Origin of the sequence: Streptococcus sp. 'group B', from assembly GCF_002073795.1 — a bacterium.
Taxonomy (GTDB): domain Bacteria; phylum Bacillota; class Bacilli; order Lactobacillales; family Streptococcaceae; genus Streptococcus; species Streptococcus agalactiae.
Genome location: NZ_CP020432.1, coordinates 1,150,413 through 1,168,088, shown reverse-complemented (window position 1 = coordinate 1,168,088; position 17,676 = coordinate 1,150,413). Strand labels below are relative to the sequence as shown.

Annotated in this window: 14 protein-coding genes and 1 other RNA gene; 5 read left to right on the top strand and 10 right to left on the bottom strand. The window is 35.0% G+C overall.

Annotated features, from left to right (window positions below; translation table 11 throughout):
* Window positions 1-34 precede the first annotated feature (34 nt).
* The 5 genes from glmS to A6J68_RS06225 all read right to left on the bottom strand — a co-directional run bounded on the left by glmS (window position 35) and on the right by A6J68_RS06225 (window position 8,604).
* Complete coding sequence (gene glmS / locus A6J68_RS06250; RefSeq protein ID WP_070469334.1) at window positions 35-1,849, bottom strand: glutamine--fructose-6-phosphate transaminase (isomerizing); 1,815 nt, start codon at window positions 1,847-1,849, stop codon at window positions 35-37.
* Window positions 1,850-2,117: 268 nt separating this feature from the next.
* On the bottom strand, window positions 2,118-2,675 hold the full coding sequence (gene lepB / locus A6J68_RS06240) for a signal peptidase I (RefSeq protein WP_000240773.1): 558 nt from the start codon (window positions 2,673-2,675) through the stop codon (window positions 2,118-2,120).
* Between the two features lie 170 nt (window positions 2,676-2,845).
* Entirely contained in the window at window positions 2,846-4,348 is a 1,503-nt protein-coding gene (gene pyk, locus A6J68_RS06235; RefSeq protein WP_001042782.1) for a pyruvate kinase, read from the bottom strand.
* A gap of 48 nt (window positions 4,349-4,396) precedes the next feature.
* Window positions 4,397-5,419 carry a 6-phosphofructokinase gene (gene pfkA, locus A6J68_RS06230; protein ID WP_000820830.1) on the bottom strand — a complete coding sequence of 341 codons (1,023 nt, stop codon included), beginning with the start codon at window positions 5,417-5,419 and terminating at the stop codon, window positions 4,397-4,399.
* Window positions 5,420-5,499: 80 nt separating this feature from the next.
* Window positions 5,500-8,604: a DNA polymerase III subunit alpha gene (locus A6J68_RS06225; RefSeq protein WP_000457951.1), complete on the bottom strand. Its 3,105-nt coding sequence runs from the start codon at window positions 8,602-8,604 to the stop codon at window positions 5,500-5,502.
* Window positions 8,605-8,748: 144 nt separating this feature from the next.
* On the opposite strand from A6J68_RS06225, the gene A6J68_RS06220 reads away from it, so the two are divergent.
* The 3 genes from A6J68_RS06220 to A6J68_RS06210 are packed head-to-tail and all read left to right on the top strand — an operon-like array spanning window position 8,749 to window position 10,610.
* Window positions 8,749-9,117, top strand: coding sequence for a GntR family transcriptional regulator (locus A6J68_RS06220; protein WP_000312256.1), 369 nt, complete (start codon window positions 8,749-8,751; stop codon window positions 9,115-9,117).
* Window positions 9,118-9,816 (top strand): ABC transporter ATP-binding protein, encoded by a 699-nt coding sequence (locus A6J68_RS06215; protein ID WP_000192677.1) that lies wholly within the window; start codon window positions 9,118-9,120, stop codon window positions 9,814-9,816.
* Between the two features lie 11 nt (window positions 9,817-9,827).
* Entirely contained in the window at window positions 9,828-10,610 is a 783-nt protein-coding gene (locus A6J68_RS06210; protein ID WP_000467138.1) for a hypothetical protein, read from the top strand.
* A gap of 36 nt (window positions 10,611-10,646) precedes the next feature.
* On the opposite strand, the gene A6J68_RS06205 is transcribed toward A6J68_RS06210, so the two are convergent.
* On the bottom strand, window positions 10,647-11,258 hold the full coding sequence (locus A6J68_RS06205) for a TVP38/TMEM64 family protein (protein ID WP_001056394.1): 612 nt from the start codon (window positions 11,256-11,258) through the stop codon (window positions 10,647-10,649).
* 92 nt (window positions 11,259-11,350) lie between these two features.
* Here A6J68_RS06205 and ssrA point away from each other — a divergent pair.
* Together ssrA and A6J68_RS06195 are read left to right on the top strand one after the other, a co-directional pair.
* Window positions 11,351-11,700: a transfer-messenger RNA gene (gene ssrA, locus A6J68_RS06200) on the top strand.
* Window positions 11,701-11,968: 268 nt separating this feature from the next.
* Window positions 11,969-12,607: a CatB-related O-acetyltransferase gene (locus A6J68_RS06195; RefSeq protein ID WP_000146567.1), complete on the top strand. Its 639-nt coding sequence runs from the start codon at window positions 11,969-11,971 to the stop codon at window positions 12,605-12,607.
* Window positions 12,608-12,724: 117 nt separating this feature from the next.
* Here the strand turns inward: A6J68_RS06195 and A6J68_RS06190 are convergent, their stop codons facing one another.
* From A6J68_RS06190 to A6J68_RS06175, 4 genes are all read right to left on the bottom strand, one after another.
* Window positions 12,725-13,828 carry a DUF2974 domain-containing protein gene (locus A6J68_RS06190; RefSeq protein ID WP_000065314.1) on the bottom strand — a complete coding sequence of 368 codons (1,104 nt, stop codon included), beginning with the start codon at window positions 13,826-13,828 and terminating at the stop codon, window positions 12,725-12,727.
* On the bottom strand, window positions 13,828-16,620 hold the full coding sequence (locus A6J68_RS06185; RefSeq protein ID WP_105253169.1) for a cation-translocating P-type ATPase: 2,793 nt from the start codon (window positions 16,618-16,620) through the stop codon (window positions 13,828-13,830). Before A6J68_RS06185 ends, A6J68_RS06190 begins: the two co-directional genes overlap by 1 nt.
* A 148-nt stretch (window positions 16,621-16,768) precedes the next feature.
* The gene (gene msrB / locus A6J68_RS06180; protein WP_000665411.1) at window positions 16,769-17,206 is read right to left on the bottom strand and encodes a peptide-methionine (R)-S-oxide reductase MsrB; all 438 of its coding nucleotides are present in this window, start codon (window positions 17,204-17,206) and stop codon (window positions 16,769-16,771) included.
* A complete protein-coding gene (locus tag A6J68_RS06175) occupies window positions 17,206-17,670 on the bottom strand; it encodes a GNAT family N-acetyltransferase (protein ID WP_000621139.1) in 465 nt (154 codons plus the stop codon). Before A6J68_RS06175 ends, msrB begins: the two co-directional genes overlap by 1 nt.
* Window positions 17,671-17,676: the final 6 nt, after the last annotated feature.

The window sequence follows — 17,676 nt, the reverse complement described above, 5'->3', positions numbered from 1 at the left end:
GTAGTTAATATTAGCGTATTTTAGTGTAACGAGTCTATTCAACAGTTACAGCTTTTGCCAAATTACGTGGTTTATCAACATCTAAGCCACGTTGTAATGAAGCATAGTAAGCAATTAATTGAGTCGGAATAACCATTGAAATGGCTGATAAGAATGGGTGAACTTTATTAACAATAATATCATCACCTTCACGTTCCAACCCTTCTTCTACAATAATCAAAGCATTTGCTCCGCGAGAAACAACTTCTTGGATATTTCCACGAGTATGCGCTGCAATAGTTGAATCAGCAGATATTAAAGCAATAACAGGAGTATTGTCTTCAATCAACGAAATTGTACCATGTTTTAATTCACCTGCAGCAAAACCTTCTGTCTGAATATAAGAAATCTCTTTTAGCTTCAGTGCAGCCTCCATTGTAACATAATAGTCGTTACCACGACCAATGTAGAAGGCATTACGTGTCGAGATTAACAACTGCTCTACCTTCTCAGAGATAACATCTTTTTCTGATAAGGTCGCTTCAATTGATTGTGCTACAATTGACAATTCATGAACCAAATCAAAATCTTTTGCTTCTGCCTTACCATTTGCTTCTCCTACCGCTTTTGCTAAGAAAGCTAACGTTGCAACTTGAGCAGTATATGCTTTTGTAGAAGCAACAGCGATTTCAGGTCCTGCATGAATGAGCATCGTATAGGTTGCTTCACGAGAAAGTGTTGAGCCAGGCACATTTGTTATAGTTAAACTAGGGATTCCCATTTCGTTTGCTTTAACTAAAACTTGTCTACTATCTGCTGTTTCTCCCGATTGACTAAGTAAAATAAACATTGGCTTCTTACTCAAAAGTGGCATGTTGTAACCCCATTCTGAAGAAACTCCAAGTTCAACAGGTGTATCAGTTAATTTTTCGATCATGGTCTTAGCAGCAAAACCAGCATGATATGACGTTCCTGCAGCCAATATGTAAAGACGATCTGCTTCTTGGACTGATTTTATAATATCAGAATCCACATTCATATCTCCAGATTCGTTCGCATAAGTTGAAATCAACTTACGCATCACAGTTGGTTGCTCATCAATTTCTTTAAGCATGTAGAATGGATAAGTCCCCTTACCAATATCTGATAAGTCAAGCTCTGCTGTGTAGCTACCACGTTCAATGACATTACCATCATAATCTTGAACTTCAACGCTATCTTTTTTAACAATAACGAGTTCTTTATCGTGGATTTCCATATATTCACTTGTCTCACGTATCATAGCCATGGCATCTGAACACACCATATTATAACCATTTCCCAAACCTATTAGAAGAGGTGATTTATTTTTAGCTACGTAAATCGTATCAGCATCTTGAGAATCAATAAGAGCAAATGCGTATGATCCTTCTATAATATGTAAGGCTTTTTTAAAGGCTTCAAGCACTGATAAGTTATCTTCTTCAACAAAGTGTTCAACTAAATGAATAGCTATTTCTGTATCAGTTTCACCCTTGAGGTTATGTTTTGTTAAGTAAGTTTCTTTAATTTGAAGGTAATTTTCAATAACACCATTGTGTACCAATACAAAACGACCAGATCCTGAAGTGTGAGGATGTGCATTTCCTTCAGTAGGTTTACCATGGGTTGCCCAACGTGTATGACCGATACCTGTCGTACCACTAACAGAATCTCCTACTTTTGTCTGAAGCTCCGCGATTCGACCGACTGACTTCACAAGTTGACTTTTGTTATCACCTACTACAAAAATACCTGCTGAGTCATATCCTCGGTACTCTAGCTTTTCTAAGCCTTGAATTAAAATATCCGTTGCATTTGTATTTCCAACTACACCTACGATACCACACATATTATTATTACCAATAAGAGCTTTCTCTTATACTTTCTATCTAAACTTTCTTTTTGAATTGGTATATATTAATATATACCGTTAAAAAGTAACAAAAACAGTATATAATTAATGTTTTTGTTTGTCAATAAAAAAATTGGTATAGTCTTTTTGATTTTCTGTGATAACGAGATAAACGCTATCAAAAATTCTATCTATCTTAAAAAAATATATTTCTTAGCCATTTTATTACATAAAAAGAATGGTATCAAATAATACCATTCTTTTACTACTCTGATGCTGTAAAACCAAATTCACTTAGAGGGTATACTTTAAAGGTAATAACACCACGAATATCTTTCTCTTTGATTAATCCAAATTTTCGACTATCATTTTTATTTTGTCGATTATCATTTAACACAAGATAAGAACCCTTAGGAACTCTGCTTTCTTTATTTCGTGTTAATGTTTCAACTGAGAAGTCGGAAGTAAAGGGCATTTGACCGTCTTTCTTTTCAGAATAAGCATTTTTCATTTTTTCAATGTAAGGCTCATCCTTGAAAACATCATTCAAATATAAAATATCATCCATTACTCTCACTTTTTGATTTGGCTCACCAATAACACGACTAATATAGAAAATCTTTCCAACCTTATAGACAATAAAGTCTTTGTACTTAGGCGTCCTATTACGATTAACAACAACAACATCTCCGTTGCTAAAATAAGAATTTGTAGCATCCTTATGTACTTTAAAGGTTGCAAAAACAAAATATCTCAAGAGAATCAAAATCAATACAGCAATCAATGCTAAAATAATATTTCTAATAAAATCGCGTTTAACCATAACTACTCCTAATCTTTTTTCCATTATATCATGTTTTCATAGATAAAAAAAGGAGGGTAATTATTAATATCATATCCTATTCTAGTCACAATAATCGAATAATAAAAAGCAAAACATATAAAAAACCCATTATTTAAGGTATTCTTAAATAATAGGTTTGAATTCAAAAATTATTTAACAGTACGAACACGCATTGTGTTAGTTCCACCTGTACCTACAGGAACACCTGCAACGATAACGATATTATCGCCTGATTCAACAAGTCCTGCTTCAAGTGCTACACGTTCTGCAACCTCAAACATATCATCTGTAGATGCTGGTTTGTCTGCAAGGACAGGGATAACACCCCAGTTAATCATCAATGAACGTTGTACTTTTTCATCAAATGTAACAGCCAAAATGTCTGCATCTGGACGGAACTTAGAAATGGCACGAGCTGTATTACCTGTTTCAGTAATTGTTACAACAAGTTTGATATCCATTGAGTGTGTTGCATCTTTAACTGCAGATGCAATAACATCAGTTTTGTTATTACGTGGGAATGCAGATGAGTCTAAGCGACCATACTCATTGAGTAATGTTTGAGCATTTTTATCAATAGTAGCCATTGTACGAACTGACTCAACTGGGTATTTACCATTAGCTGACTCACCTGAAAGCATTGTAGCATCAGTACCATCAATAACAGCATTGAAGACATCAGATACTTCTGAACGAGTCGCACGTGGTTTATCAGTCATTGTTTCAAGCATATTTGTTGCTGTAATAACTGCTTTACCAGCTGCATTAACTTTAGTAATGATCATTTTTTGGTAAACTGGAACCATTTCAAATGGAACTTCGATACCCATATCACCACGAGCAATCATAATACCATCTGCTGCTTCGATAATCTCATCAATATTATCGATACCTTGTTGATTTTCAATTTTAGCAAACAACTTAACGTGTCCATTGCCAGTTTCTTCACAAATAGCACGAACTTCATTAACATCTTTAGCAGTACGTACAAATGAGATAGCAATAAAGTTAAGTCCTTGCTCAAGTCCAAAACGGATATCAGCATTATCGCGTTCTGCAAGTGCTGGGAAAGGAATTTTAGTATAAGGGATGTTTACACCTTTTTGTTTACCAATAAGGCCATCATTCTCAACAACTACTTCAAATTCACGAGTGTCTTTATCTTTTGCAAACACAGTAAGACCTAGTTTACCATCATCAACAAGGATTTGCTTACCAACTTCAACGTCATCAAAGATGTCAAGTCCACCAGCAACATTCAATGCAATCACTTCTGGAGTTGATTTGATACCTTGCTTAGTAGCAACACGTAATTTTGTACCTGTTGTATATGAATGGAAATCTGCACCATCTTCAAAAAGTTCTGTACGAATTTCAGGTCCTTTAGTATCAAGGAGGAAGCCAACTTTTTGTCCTGCAATCTCTTCTGCTTTACGAACAGTAGCCATACGAGCTCCTTGCTCAGCATGATCTCCATGTGAGAAGTTGAAACGGAAAACGTTAGCACCTTCTTTAATCAATTGAGCAATTTTTTCTGCTGAAGCTTCTACGTCAAGGCTTTCACCCCAGTATCCAGACTCACCAAACTTCTTACCACCACGGAATTCTACCGCAGGACCAAGTGTTGCAACGATTTTTACGCGTTTATTCATAATAATTTATGAGCTCCTTTTTATTTAAAGTGTCAAATTGACAAATTCTTATTTACTACTTTGGTTGGCAAGGTCACGATTAAGTGCTGCCAAGCGAAGATCCGCTTCATGCGGATTATTAACAACGATTTTTCCTTCATCAGTCAAGCTGAACAAAGCACCTTCTTCTGCTAAACCTAAAATTGGACTTTCAACCATTTCTTCGTTGTGGACACCAACGGCTAAACCACCACGACCTTCTTTCAACAATTGAACAGCGTACGCTCCCATACGAGATGCTAAGACACGATCACGAGCCGTCGGACTACCACCACGGAGCAGATGTCCTAAATTCGTCACACGAAGATCGCTATCGTCTCCTGCTGCTTTCATTGTTTTTGCAAACTCATCACCACTCATAACACCTTCTGCAAGAACGATGATTTGGTGATGTTTACCAGCTGCATAGCCAGCTCTAACATTTGAGACAACTTCATCAATATTGAACTCTTCTTCAGGAACAATAATTTGATCTGCACCTGCAGCGATACCTGACCAAAGAGCGATATCTCCTGCATTTCTTCCCATAACCTCAACAACAAAAGTACGGTTATGACTTGCTGATGTATCACGAAGACGGTCAAGATTCTCAACTGCTGTCGCAACTGCTGTGTCAAAACCAATAGTATAGTCAGTGCCAACGATATCGTTATCAATTGTACCCGGCAAACCAACAGCTGGGAAACCGTGCTCAGTTAGACGCATAGCACCATGATAAGAACCATCACCACCGATAACTACTACACCTTCAATACCGTGTTTTTTAAGCTGTTCAATCCCTTTAAGCTGACCTTCAAGTTCAGCAAATTCAGGATAACGGGCTGAACGTAAAAACGTTCCTCCACGGTTGATAGTATCCCCAACAGAATTAGCATCCAAAGGGAAAATATCCCCTGTCACCATACCATAGTAACCTTGGTTGATGCCGTAAACTTCCATACCTTCAGAAATTGCTTTACGAACAACTGCACGGATAGCAGCGTTCATACCAGGGGCGTCACCACCACTAGTTAAAACAGCAATACGTTTCATTTAATTGGTACTCCTTTTATTAATTTAACGATTTAATTATAGCATATTAATTTGTAAATTTCTGCACTTTATATGCAATTTTATTGATAAACCGTTTTCACAACAAATTCAGATAAATCAAGGGCTAAGCCACTATCTTTTCTAACCAAATGTACTTTGCTTTGGATAGTTTCTTTAGTTGTTTCATAATGCAAATAGACAGGAATATGCCCTTTATATTTGGACAATATTTCCGATATTTTTTTGTCGTTATCATGATTTTTTAGAAGTATCCAAAAACGTTCCTCCGTTGCTTCTTGAACACCGTTTAAAACCATCTGTAATCGCTCATCTCGCTTCTGAATTTTTCCATGCAAGTAATAATATTTCCCTTCTTGTAAATCATCTCTTACAATATTGAAAGTTTCAGGAAAAACAGTAATATCCATTTTTGAATTAATATCCATAACAGTCAAGAAAGCCATTTGTTGTCCAGAACTTTTTGTCCTAATGATTTTGACCTGCTTTAGCTGAACTAAAATAGTAGCTTCGCTATTTTCTTGGACTTGACTAATTGGTATAAACGGACGGCTAGCTTTTTGTGAAATCCCCACTAAAGGGTGCGGACTGATTCCTACTCCTAAGATATCTTGTTCCATTTCATATTTCTCAGAATTAGAGAAATCTTCTACTTCTAACCAATGATATGAGGTATCTGCAAATAAACTACCTAGTTCATTTACAAATGTAAATAAAGAATCAAGATTAGAGGTGATTTTCCGTCTATTGTTATCAAATTCGTCAAATGCTCCAATAGCAATTAGCGGAGAAATAAAACCACTTTTTTGAAACTGCTGTGGCAGTCTCATTAGAAAATCTTCAATACTCTGAAATGGTTGATTTTTAGAAATCCAATAAGCCAAGTCGTTAGGAACAGCCTTAATATTTTTTAAACCTAAATAAATTTTCTTTTTATAGATGCGGTCTCTGTATGAAATAGTATTAATTGAAGGTTTTTCAATAACAAAACCAAAATCAATAGCATCGATTAGATAATCACTATTTGAATAATTTATCATGATGTCATAAAAGACATCGGAATAATGGGCTTTGAAATAGGCTAATTGAAAAGCTAAAGCCGAATAAGCAAAGGCATGGCTGCGATTAAACCCATAACCTGCAAATTTAGCCATGCGTTCAAATATAAGTCGAGCATCTTCTTGACGATGTCCCTTAGATACTGCACCCTCTAAGAAGGATTGAGACATCTTTTGCATCTCCTTAGAATTTTTCTTAGACATAGCACGTCTGAGCAAATCAGACTTGCCTAGCGTAAAACCTGCGTAGGTCTGGGCAATCTGCATAACCTGTTCTTGATAGAGCATTATGCCATAGGTAGGTTGTAAAATTGGAGCTATGACAGGATCTACTAAATCGATTTTTTCTTTACCAAAACGACGGTTTATAAAATTCTCAGTATAATCACTTGCACCAGGCCTATTCAAGCTGGTAGTAGCTACCACATCTTCAAAACACTCTGGCCTAATACGTCGCAACAAATTAATAGCTCCACTTTGCTCAAATTGAAAAATCCCCTTTGTTTGACCAGCCGCAAATAGTTTTAGAGTCTCTTTATCTTCTAAATCAATAGCTTCTAATTGTATAGAGATACCGTAGTCCTTATCGACTTTCTCCTTCATTTTCTGAACAAATGTCAAATTTCGAAGACCTAGAAAGTCCATTTTTAGAAGACCATTAGCCTCAACAGAACTAGCATCATATTGCGTTATCATCATATCCTCACCGTTTTTTAAAGGAATATGATCTGTTAACAAATCGTCACTCATTACTACCCCAGCGGCATGAATAGAAGTCTGTCTAGGATTTCCTTCAATACGCTTAGCAATATCATAGGCTTTTTGGTATTCAATTTTACTATCTATTATTTGTCTGAAAGCTAAGTTGCGGTTATAAACACTGGTCAAATTATCTCTGAAATGAATTTTTTTAGTTATGTTTGTTAACTCATACTCTGATGCACCAAAGCGTTTAAAAACATCTCGAATAGCCTGTTTCGCACCAAAAGTTGAGAAGGTTACAATCTGTGCAGAATGCATTGAACCATATCGATTACGTACATAGCGCAAGAATTCTCCACGATAAATATCCGGAAGATCAATATCAATATCTGGCATCGAATAACGCTCTTCATTTAAAAAACGTTCAAAAATTAAATTATGTTTGACAGGATCGATACCGGTAATATTTAAAGCATATGAGACTAAACTTCCCGCTGCTGAACCACGTCCCATTCCCATATAGTAGCCCTTACTACGACCAAATCTTAATAAATCCCACACAATAAGGAAATAGTCATCAAAGCCCATTTTGTGAATGATTGTTAATTCTTTTTCGAGACGCTCTTGATAAGCATCGCTCCATAAACCTTTACTTTTTAAGTTATTTTGAGTTAAGGTTCTTAATTCTTCTCCAGCAGGAATTTCTCTATTAAAAATAGGTAACTTAAAGTCAGAATCAAAGTGATAAACAACATTCTCTACCAAAGATTCTAGGTTAGCTAAAGCTTCAGGAAAACGTTTCTTGAATGCTAGAGTCATTTCTTGACAAGGTTTTAATTCTTGATTTTTGCTCGCATATTGTGCATCTTTTAACAGGACATTATCTCTTATAGCATGAAGCATCTGTAATGTCTCAATATCATTTTTTTGAAAATATCGAACAGTATCTATGGCTATAATAGGTTTGGTATATGGAATCTGCGGAGAGGTCAAATTAACACCAATAACATAATCAAAGGGTAAATTGAGCTGATCAAGAGCATCTTGATAGGGAAGAATCAATTGCACCCCTTCAAGATGTTCTGTCAATAAATTTAGAGACATCTTCTCAGACATTTGAGCCGTTGACAACTTCAAGAGATTCTTATAACCAACTGTATTTATCGCAATACAGTAAACTTCTATTGATCTATTTTCAACCACTATATCAAAGCTAAATCCAACTATTGGTCTTAGGTTTGCCTTTTGCGCCTCTTGAATAAAATGATATGCTGCATAAAGATTACTGTGGTCCAAGATACCAATAGTTTGATATCCTAATGATTTCGATTTAGAGACATATGTCTTTAAATCAACCAAGCTATCCATAAAAGAATAAACGGTTCTTGTATCAAGTTGTGCAAACATAGTAGCCCCTTTTTACGATTTTTTACTATTATACTATGAAACAATAAACGATTAAAGTCTCAATGATAATTCCTTGACATTTCAAATATTTTTTTGTACTATTTTTATAGTACAAAAAGTACAAGATTATGAAAGGAGTTATCTATGGCTTGGGAATTCAATGAAAAATCACCTATTTATTCACAAATTGCTGAACATATAAAGATGCAAATTGTTAGTCAAGAAATAAAAAGTGGTGACCAATTGCCTACCGTGAGAGAGTTAGCTCAAGAAGCTGGTGTTAACCCAAATACCATGCAACGTGCCTTCACTGAATTGGAACGTGAAGGAATGGTATTCTCACAACGTACTTCCGGACGCTTTGTTACAGAAGACAACTTACTAATTGGTAAAATTCGTCAACAAGTTGCAAAAGCAGAGTTAGCAACTTTTGTCAACAACATGAAAAAAATAGGATATAAATTAGATGAAATTACGGTTGCTCTCGATCATTTTATAAAGGAGATTAATTAAATGACACAGTTATTACAACTTCATCATGTTACAAAGAAATATCACAAACATATTGCTGTTAATGATGTGACTGTAAGCATTCCAACAGGAAAGATTATAGGTTTATTAGGTCCAAATGGTAGCGGAAAAACAACAATCATCAAAATGATAAATGGATTACTTCAGCCAGATAAGGGAGATATTGTTATCGATGGTTACAGACCGTCTGTTGAAACCAAAAAAATTATTTCATATCTCCCTGATACTTCATATTTACAAGAAAATATGAAAATCAAAGACGTCGTTACATTATTTGAAGATTTCTATAACGATTTTAATTCAAAGGTAGCTTATCAACTATTTGAGGATCTTAACCTAAATCCTAAGGAACGTCTAAAAAACCTATCAAAAGGGAACAAGGAGAAAGTTCAACTAATACTTGTTATGAGTCGTAAAGCTAGGCTCTACATCCTTGATGAACCTATTGGTGGTGTAGACCCTGCAGCGCGTGACTACATTTTAAAAACAATCATTAGCAACTACTCTAATGATGCTTCTGTTTTAATTTCGACTCACTTAATTTCTGACATTGAACCTATCCTTGATGAAGTTATCTTCCTTAAAGAAGGAGAAATTGACCTACAAGGCAATGCTGATGACTTAAGAGAAGAGCACAACTGTTCGATTGATGCTCTCTTTCGTGAAAGATTCAAGAAATAAAGGAGATTGATATGTTTGGAAAATTATTAAAATATGAATTAAAATCAGTTGGTAAGTGGTATCTAACACTCAACGCTGCGGTTTTATTAGTATCTATTATTTTAGGACTGGTATTAAAGGCACTTGGCGGCAATTTTTCTACTGATACTAATAGTACTAGCGCCCAAATATTCACTATAATACTCGTTTTATTGTTAGCGATGGTTATTTCAGGATCTCTGTTATCCACCCTTGCTATTATTATCAAACGTTTTTATAGCAATATCTTCGGCCGTCAAGGATATCTAACCTTAACGCTCCCAGTAACTACGAATCAGATTATTTGTTCAAAGCTACTAGCTTCGCTTCTTTGGAGTATTTTTAATATTTTTATTGTCATTATTGGAATCATATTGGTCATATTACCTTTAGTAGGTATTGGTCAGTTCGTTGTCGCTTTTCCAGAAATCTATAAAATTATTTCATCTTCGAACGCTCCACTTTTTATCGCCTATTTCTTTCTATCGTACGTTGCAGGGACATTACTGATTTATCTCTCTATCGCTGTAGGGCAATTATTTACAAACAAACGTGTATTGATGGGAATTGTTTCTTATTTTGGAATATCACTCTTAATTACTTTCTTAACATTAATAATAGATAGTATTTTTCATATTGATTTATTCAACTCTCATGCAAATGCAACATTCTCTCAACCTGTATTGCTCTACAATATACTTGTTAGCATTGTTGAAATTGCTATATTCTATATGTTGACACACTCTATTATTAAGTACAAACTTAATATACAATAAAAAGATTGGAGATATATCTCCAACCTTTTTTTATTTTTAATTCAAAAAATTTTTCAAAATATCACCGCCATAAATCCACAAATAGCTATAACCGATGATAGAAATAGGTTTCGTTATCATAATGATTGTCACAAAGCGCTTAATAGACATATTAGATAGACCGGTAATCATCACCATGATGTCCGCTGGTGAAATGGGAGATGCCATACAAAAGATAAAAAACTTTTCATATCCGGATGTTTCTAGCTTAGACTCATATTTATCAAATGTCTTCTGATCCATAAATAGCAAAACGAATTTTCGTCCATAAAATTTGACTAACCAAAAAAGGATGACACTTCCGATGATAATCCCAATATAGTTATAAATAAAGCCTAAGGTAGGACCAAAAATTAAGAAACCTGCTACTGTTGTAACACCTCCAGGAATTACTGGAAAAACAATCTGTACAATTTGAGCCACAATAAAAATCATTGGACCCCAAAATTCATACTTGTGTACTAGGTCTTTTAATTCATTGCTATCATTCAAAATACCAAGTTTGTACAAATAAACAACTAAGACAAGGGTCGCTATTAACGCTAAGACACCCAAAGCCTTAATGACCTTCTGCCAAAAGCGGTAACGTTTTGATAATTTCATATTCATGCTTTAATCATAACACAACTGTTAAATTTTTGCTATTTTAAATAGTATTTGTTATACTATATTGGTAAGTTTTTATGCTTTATTCTACTTTTGGGGTCGTTACGGATTCGACAGGCATTATGAGGTATATTTTGCGACTCATCGGCAGATGTAAAATGCCAGTTAAATATAACTGCAAAAAATACAAATTCTTACGCATTAGCTGCCTAAAAAACAGCCTGCGTGATCTTCACAAGATTGTTTGCGTTTTGCTAGAAGGTCTTATTTATCAGCAAACTACGTTTGGCTACTGTCTAGTTAGTTAAAAAGAGATTTATAGACTCGCTATGTGAGGGCTTGAGTTATGTGTCATCACCTAGTTAAATCAATACATAACCTATAGTTGTAGACAAATATATTAGCAGATGTTTGGACGTGGGTTCGACTCCCACCGGCTCCATATCATTTTATCATAACTTACTATACATACTTAAAACCTTGTTATTACAAGGTTTTTATTTTGTTTCTTTGCTCATACATTGCCCCTATCTTAGGAAAAAAATACTTGGAACAGACTCTAACATTGAATTAGGCCACCTCATTAGCTCACTCTTTGTCAATATCCGAGAATAAGTTCTTTATCATTCTAATTTATAGAATTTATTAAAAAAGATAAGGTTTTTAGAGGAAAAAATGTTATAATCTATTTAGCCTACGATTGGAGGCTAGTTATGGCTAGTATTTTAAAAAAACATTTAGAGAAACGTTTAGAGCTTAAAAATGATCCTATGAGGACAGATATGAGTACTGGTGCCAGTTACCCTAAATATGGATTCTCGGTAGGAAAGTACACATATGGATATCAACAATTCTTTTACGAAGGCGTTAACTTAAAAGAAATTGGAGCATTTTGCTCAATAGCCCAGAACGTTACTATTACTGGTATGAATCATCCAACCGATCACATTACCACTAACCCTTTTATTTACTATAAGTCAAGGGGATTTATAAATGAGGATAGGGCGGACTTAATAGATGAAAAGAAAAATGGAAAAGTTATTATTGGCAACGATGTCTGGATAGGAACTAATGTCACTATACTTCCATCTGTTACAATAGGTAATGGAGCAATTATTGAAGCAGGTTCAGTTATTACCAAAGACATTCCTGACTATGCTGTTGTCGCTGGAACACCTGCTAAAATTATCAAATATCGCTTTTCAGAGGAAGAAATAACATTATTAAATGCATCTCAGTGGTGGAATTGGTCAGATGAAGCTATTAAGGAACATATTAGCGAATTTTCAGATAAGAGGGAATTCTTCAATACTCTAAAAAGTATTTCTGAAAACAAAAATCATAAACTCTAGAATGACTTCATCAAATAGCACACTAAAATACTACTCAGCATAATATGAGTAGTATTTTAGTATGCTATTTTGCTAGTTTATTTAGCACATGTTTAGACTAATGCAATTCTAGGAAAGCTACTTAGTCTCTCTGCTATTATCATGATAAGCTCCCCAAAATATGGTTACTAATAATTTTAAAGATTTGTTAAATAACCTTTTTTTATCATCATCTAGTTCTCTAAAGCTATGAAAAGCTTTCATCATTTTTGCTCTGGAAGCCAAGTTGAAGTCATCCAAACTAGATACGCCACTTGATAGGAAGCTATCAAATAATAAATCAAAAAATAATTTTCTTTCTTGACTTTTTAATTCAGCCATCCACTGTTGAAATGTCTTTTCAAAACAAATACTTTTTAGCGATAGTCCTGCTCCAGTCTTTAAAATAGCTGGTTCTTGAATTTCCCAAGTTGTAACATCGTGTTGCAGAATTCCACGCGCATTGCTACTAATAATTAGCGGCTCTATATCACTATAAAGCATCATACCAACAATAGATTCTTCTGGTAGTAAGCGAATGCACTTTTGTTTAGTAGTTTTATACTCTGTAGTAGGTAACAAAGTTTTTTGTAGTCCTGGGGAGTCAATAAGCCAAATCAAATCAATTTTTGCTTTTAAATCTGGCTTTGTAAACATTGCAGCGTACAAGGCTAAATTACCACCCTTAGAATGACCTGAGAGAACTACTTTATCAAAATAAGGCAGTATTGTATTTAAGTATTTAATCGCTGAACGATGAGCCGATATTTCTCTCATATACGTCAATTTAAAATCTTCTTTCCAACCAATAAGGTTGGCATCAGTACCACGAAATACAACCTGATGATAATCAATATTAGGAATAGTAAAAACCATAGCTGCAAATTGTTTTTCAAATTCTAAACTAATCTCAGCTTGATAATAAGATAAAGTTAAGTTTTTAAAACGTTTCGAGGTCATCATTAACTGACATAAATCATGTCGTTGTGACGTGAACATAAAGCTATATGATTTAGCCATAGTTTGAAGGTACTCATGATATAACTCACAGACTAAAACTGACTTCATTTCTGTAGTGTTTATAAGTTTTTCAAAAGAAATATAGCCAAATTCATTTAAACAAAGAATGTCAACATCGTTTAATGCTAATTCATCAAAAGTTAAGTTTGAATTATTTTTTAAATAAGTTATTATATTTGACATCACCGTTTATTCTTTCTACTGCTGAATAATTTCCGAACTTCATCTAAACCTATCATGATAAACGGGCAGCTTATTAAATAGAGCCAATGTGATAAACCTAGGCTTGCTGTGTTGAATAAGTTATGGAATAGTGGCACGTATACTAAGACTAAAAATGCTAAAATCTCCATTATTATACCAAAATTAATTAATTTATTACCAAAAATAGATAGTGTTTTAATAGATTGATAGCTCGTTCTGCTATTCATAACCATACCTATCTGGCTAAAGATAATAGCTCCAAGTGTCATAGTTGTCGCTTCTCTGTACGGTATGCCGTTTGCGACGAAAAAAGTAAAATTACCATAACGTAAGTAATGATCCCAGAAAAAACCACCCATAGCTAATACGGATTCAATAGTGCCGTACCAAAGGAAAGATTTTATAAGTAGCCCTTTGTCCAATAAGCGATCTGTTAGCCGTCTTGGAGGACGATTCATAACATCTGTTTCTGGTGGTTCCACGCCTAGACCTAAAGCGGGAAGCATATCGGTTCCCAAATCAACAGCAAGTATTTGCATTACAGTCAATGGTAAAGGAATAAAACCTTTAGAAAAAAGGAAGAATGCCGACGGAACCGCCTCAGGAGTATTACTATTAAAAATATACGTCAAGAATTTCTTAATGTTTTGATAAACAGCCCGCCCTTCTTCCACGGCATGTACAATAGAAGCAAAATGATCATCTGTCAGAATCATATCAGCTGATTCTTTAGCAACATCAGTACCGGTAACACCCATGGCTACACCAATATCGGATTTTTTTAGCGCAGGCGCATCATTGACCCCGTCTCCTGTAACTGCTACTACTTCACCCATCTCCTGTAATATCGTTACTACTCGATATTTTTGTTCTGGTGCTACACGAGCAAAAACGACTTCACCTGACAATTCTTTTTTCAATTGGCTATCCGTCATTTCTGATAACTCTAAACCTGAAATTACTTTAGCATCATCGTTACGAATAATACCAATATTTTTAGCGATACTCAGTGCCGTTAATCCGTAATCTCCAGTCACCATAATAATACGAATGCTTGCTGCATGACATTTATCAATAGCTTCACGAACGCCTTCACGAGGTGGATCACTCATTGCTATCAACCCTATAAACACCATGTGTTGTTCCAAATTTTCTTGCGTCCATTGTTCTTTTGAAAAGCCTTCAATATCGCAGTATGAAACAGCTAAGACGCGAAGTCCATCTTTAGCAAATGTATCATTAGCCAACTGTATTTTATTACGTTCTTCCTTATTTAAGGGGATAACTTTGCCATCAGATAAGACATAATCTGATAAATCAAGTATTTCTTTCGGCGCACCTTTTGTGATTGAAATTTTTTTATCCTTTTCATCGCCTCCTAAGCTATGAATAGTTGTCATGCGTTTTCTAACCGAATCAAAAGGTAACTCTTTCAAACGTGGTGCAAACTTACGATTTTCTTGTATGTTTATCCCTGATTTTTCCAATAAAACATTCAAACAAGCTTCTGTCGGATCTCCAAGTACAGTATAAGTTGAACGATCATCATTTGGTGGTAATACTTGAGCGTTGCTACAGAGATGAGCAAAACGAATAAGTTTTTCTAAGTCTCCTCTATCACTATTACCAAAGCAAATATTGTCACCTTCAAAAAGAATCTGTCCTTCTGGAGCATAACCCAGTCCTGTCACTTGGTAACTCTTTCCATTTTGCCACAAATGATTGACGGTCATTTCATTTTGCGTTAATGTACCAGTCTTATCAGAACAGATAACTGAGGTTGCTCCAAGAGTCTCAACTGAAGAAAGTTTTTTGACAAGTGCGTGTTCTTTAGCCATTCGTTGGACTGCCATAGCTAGAGAAAGTGTAACGGTAGGTAGTAAACCTTCTGGGATAAATGCAACGATCATCCCCAAGGCAAAGATAAATGATTTTGACACTGGCTCCTTAACAAAAAAAGTCGCTGCTAAGAAAAAGATAATTCCTACAGTAATTGAAATGATAGAAATCTGTTTGGTCAACCGATCAAGTTCTCTTTGAAGAGGGCTTTTTTCTGATTTCATCCCTTGTGTTAAATCAGCGATTTGACCAAATTGGGTTTGCATTCCAATTGCCGTAACAACCATTGTTGCGCTACCACTGGAGACTGTCGTTCCTGCGAAAACCATATTATCACATTCAATCAATGTTTTAGACTGGTAGTTTTCAACATTGTTATCTTTATAAATAGGATTTGATTCCCCTGTCAAAGCTGATTGGTTTACTTGCAAATCTGTTGTTTTAATCAAGCGACCATCTGCTGAAATACAATCTCCTTCTTCAATAAGAACAATATCTCCTGGGACTAGTTGCTCTGATAATACCTTTTCTTCTGAGCTTTTTCTAAGAACACGTGAATAAGATGGTAACATTTTCTTGAGAGCTTGTGTTGCTTGGCTTGCACGGTATTCCTGAATGAAACTAAAAATACCATTAATCACATTAACCATCCAAATGGCAAGACCTAGCTCTAAGCTATTAGAAACAATAGCCACAAATCCTCCAACCCATAATAGTATTGCCATAAGACTAGTAAAATTTTTCAGAAACAATAAAATAATTGATTCTTGCTTTACTTCAGATAACAGGTTTAAACCATATTTTTTCTGACGTACAGCAACCTCTTCATCTGATAAACCACCTTGAGTTGTCCCTAATTCTTCGAAAACCTCTTCTAATTCCTCTTTAGCAAAACGTGTGTTTGTATCTGAAACATTATTTGTAGAAGCCATATTCTAGTCTCCTTCTCTAAAACGTTTTCATTTTTGATACCTATATTATACTCTTTTTTCAGAAAATAAACTGATGAAGAATACACCTGCCACCAATTCTTTTTACCATACATAAAAAACGACTTAAGATATACCCTTAAGTCGTCTCTTATTCATCAAAAAGTGATAAGTAGTCCCCATAGCCTCTCTTTGCCATCTGGTCATAAGGAATAAAATCTAAGGCAGCTGAATTGATACAATAGCGTAAGCCACCTGCATCAACCGGTCCATCATTAAATACATGCCCTAAATGAGAGTCAGCTTGACGACTCCTAACCTCAATACGATGCATTCCATGAGAGTGATCTTGATGATTTGTCACCATTCGATTCTCAATTGGTTTTGAAAATGCTGGCCAACCACAACCAGATTGAAATTTATCTAAAGAAGAGAATAAAACCTCTCCACTGACGATATCTACATATATCCCCTCTTCAAAAAAATCATCATACTTCCCAGTAAAAGCATGTTCCGTAGCTGAATTTTGGGTTACTTGATAAGCTGTATGTCCGATACGCTGACGTAATTCTTCTTGTGTTTCTTTCATTATAGTATCTCCTCCATTTGAGTTTGTTGAGGTTTAAAACCTAATTTTTCATAAAAAGAGACCGCTCTCTGATTATCATTCCAAACATTTAAAGTTATATTATAACACCCATGTTTCTTAGCATATTGTCTTGCAAAATCCATCAACTTTTGTCCAATTTGCTGACCTCTTACTTCCTCATCAATGCACAAATCATCTATATAGAGAGTTTTAAAGGACTTTCGAGGTAAGTCACGTTTTTCTTGTAATTGAAGAAACAAGTGGGCAACAACTTTACCCTCGTCTGATTCATAAACAAAGATAGGCCTTGATTCGTCCATCAGCATTTCTTTCAATTGTTCTTTAGAAAACTTACTTCCTCTTGTATGAAAAATATCTGGGCGAACCCCATGATGTAACACTAAAATTTGTTTCAATAGCTCTGCAATAGCAGGCAAATCTTTTTCTTTCGCTCTACGAATCATATCTAC

Bases quoted from the DNA above. Each gene is read 5' to 3' on its own strand.
- A6J68_RS06210 (WP_000467138.1), top strand. From the start codon at position 9,828: ATGTTTGGAAAATTATTAAAATATGAATTAAAATCAGTTGGTAAGTGG.
- A6J68_RS06175 (WP_000621139.1), bottom strand. From the start codon at position 17,670: ATGATTCGTAGAGCGAAAGAAAAAGATTTGCCTGCTATTGCAGAGCTA.
- pyk (WP_001042782.1), bottom strand. From the start codon at position 4,348: ATGAATAAACGCGTAAAAATCGTTGCAACACTTGGTCCTGCGGTAGAA.
- A6J68_RS06190 (WP_000065314.1), bottom strand. From the start codon at position 13,828: ATGTCAAATATAATAACTTATTTAAAAAATAATTCAAACTTAACTTTT.
- glmS (WP_070469334.1), bottom strand. From the start codon at position 1,849: ATGTGTGGTATCGTAGGTGTAGTTGGAAATACAAATGCAACGGATATT.
- A6J68_RS06225 (WP_000457951.1), bottom strand. From the start codon at position 8,604: ATGTTTGCACAACTTGATACAAGAACCGTTTATTCTTTTATGGATAGC.
- lepB (WP_000240773.1), bottom strand. From the start codon at position 2,675: ATGGTTAAACGCGATTTTATTAGAAATATTATTTTAGCATTGATTGCT.
- A6J68_RS06205 (WP_001056394.1), bottom strand. From the start codon at position 11,258: ATGAATATGAAATTATCAAAACGTTACCGCTTTTGGCAGAAGGTCATT.
- A6J68_RS06195 (WP_000146567.1), top strand. From the start codon at position 11,969: ATGGCTAGTATTTTAAAAAAACATTTAGAGAAACGTTTAGAGCTTAAA.
- A6J68_RS06215 (WP_000192677.1), top strand. From the start codon at position 9,118: ATGACACAGTTATTACAACTTCATCATGTTACAAAGAAATATCACAAA.
- A6J68_RS06185 (WP_105253169.1), bottom strand. From the start codon at position 16,620: ATGGCTTCTACAAATAATGTTTCAGATACAAACACACGTTTTGCTAAA.
- pfkA (WP_000820830.1), bottom strand. From the start codon at position 5,419: ATGAAACGTATTGCTGTTTTAACTAGTGGTGGTGACGCCCCTGGTATG.
- msrB (WP_000665411.1), bottom strand. From the start codon at position 17,206: ATGAAAGAAACACAAGAAGAATTACGTCAGCGTATCGGACATACAGCT.
- A6J68_RS06220 (WP_000312256.1), top strand. From the start codon at position 8,749: ATGGCTTGGGAATTCAATGAAAAATCACCTATTTATTCACAAATTGCT.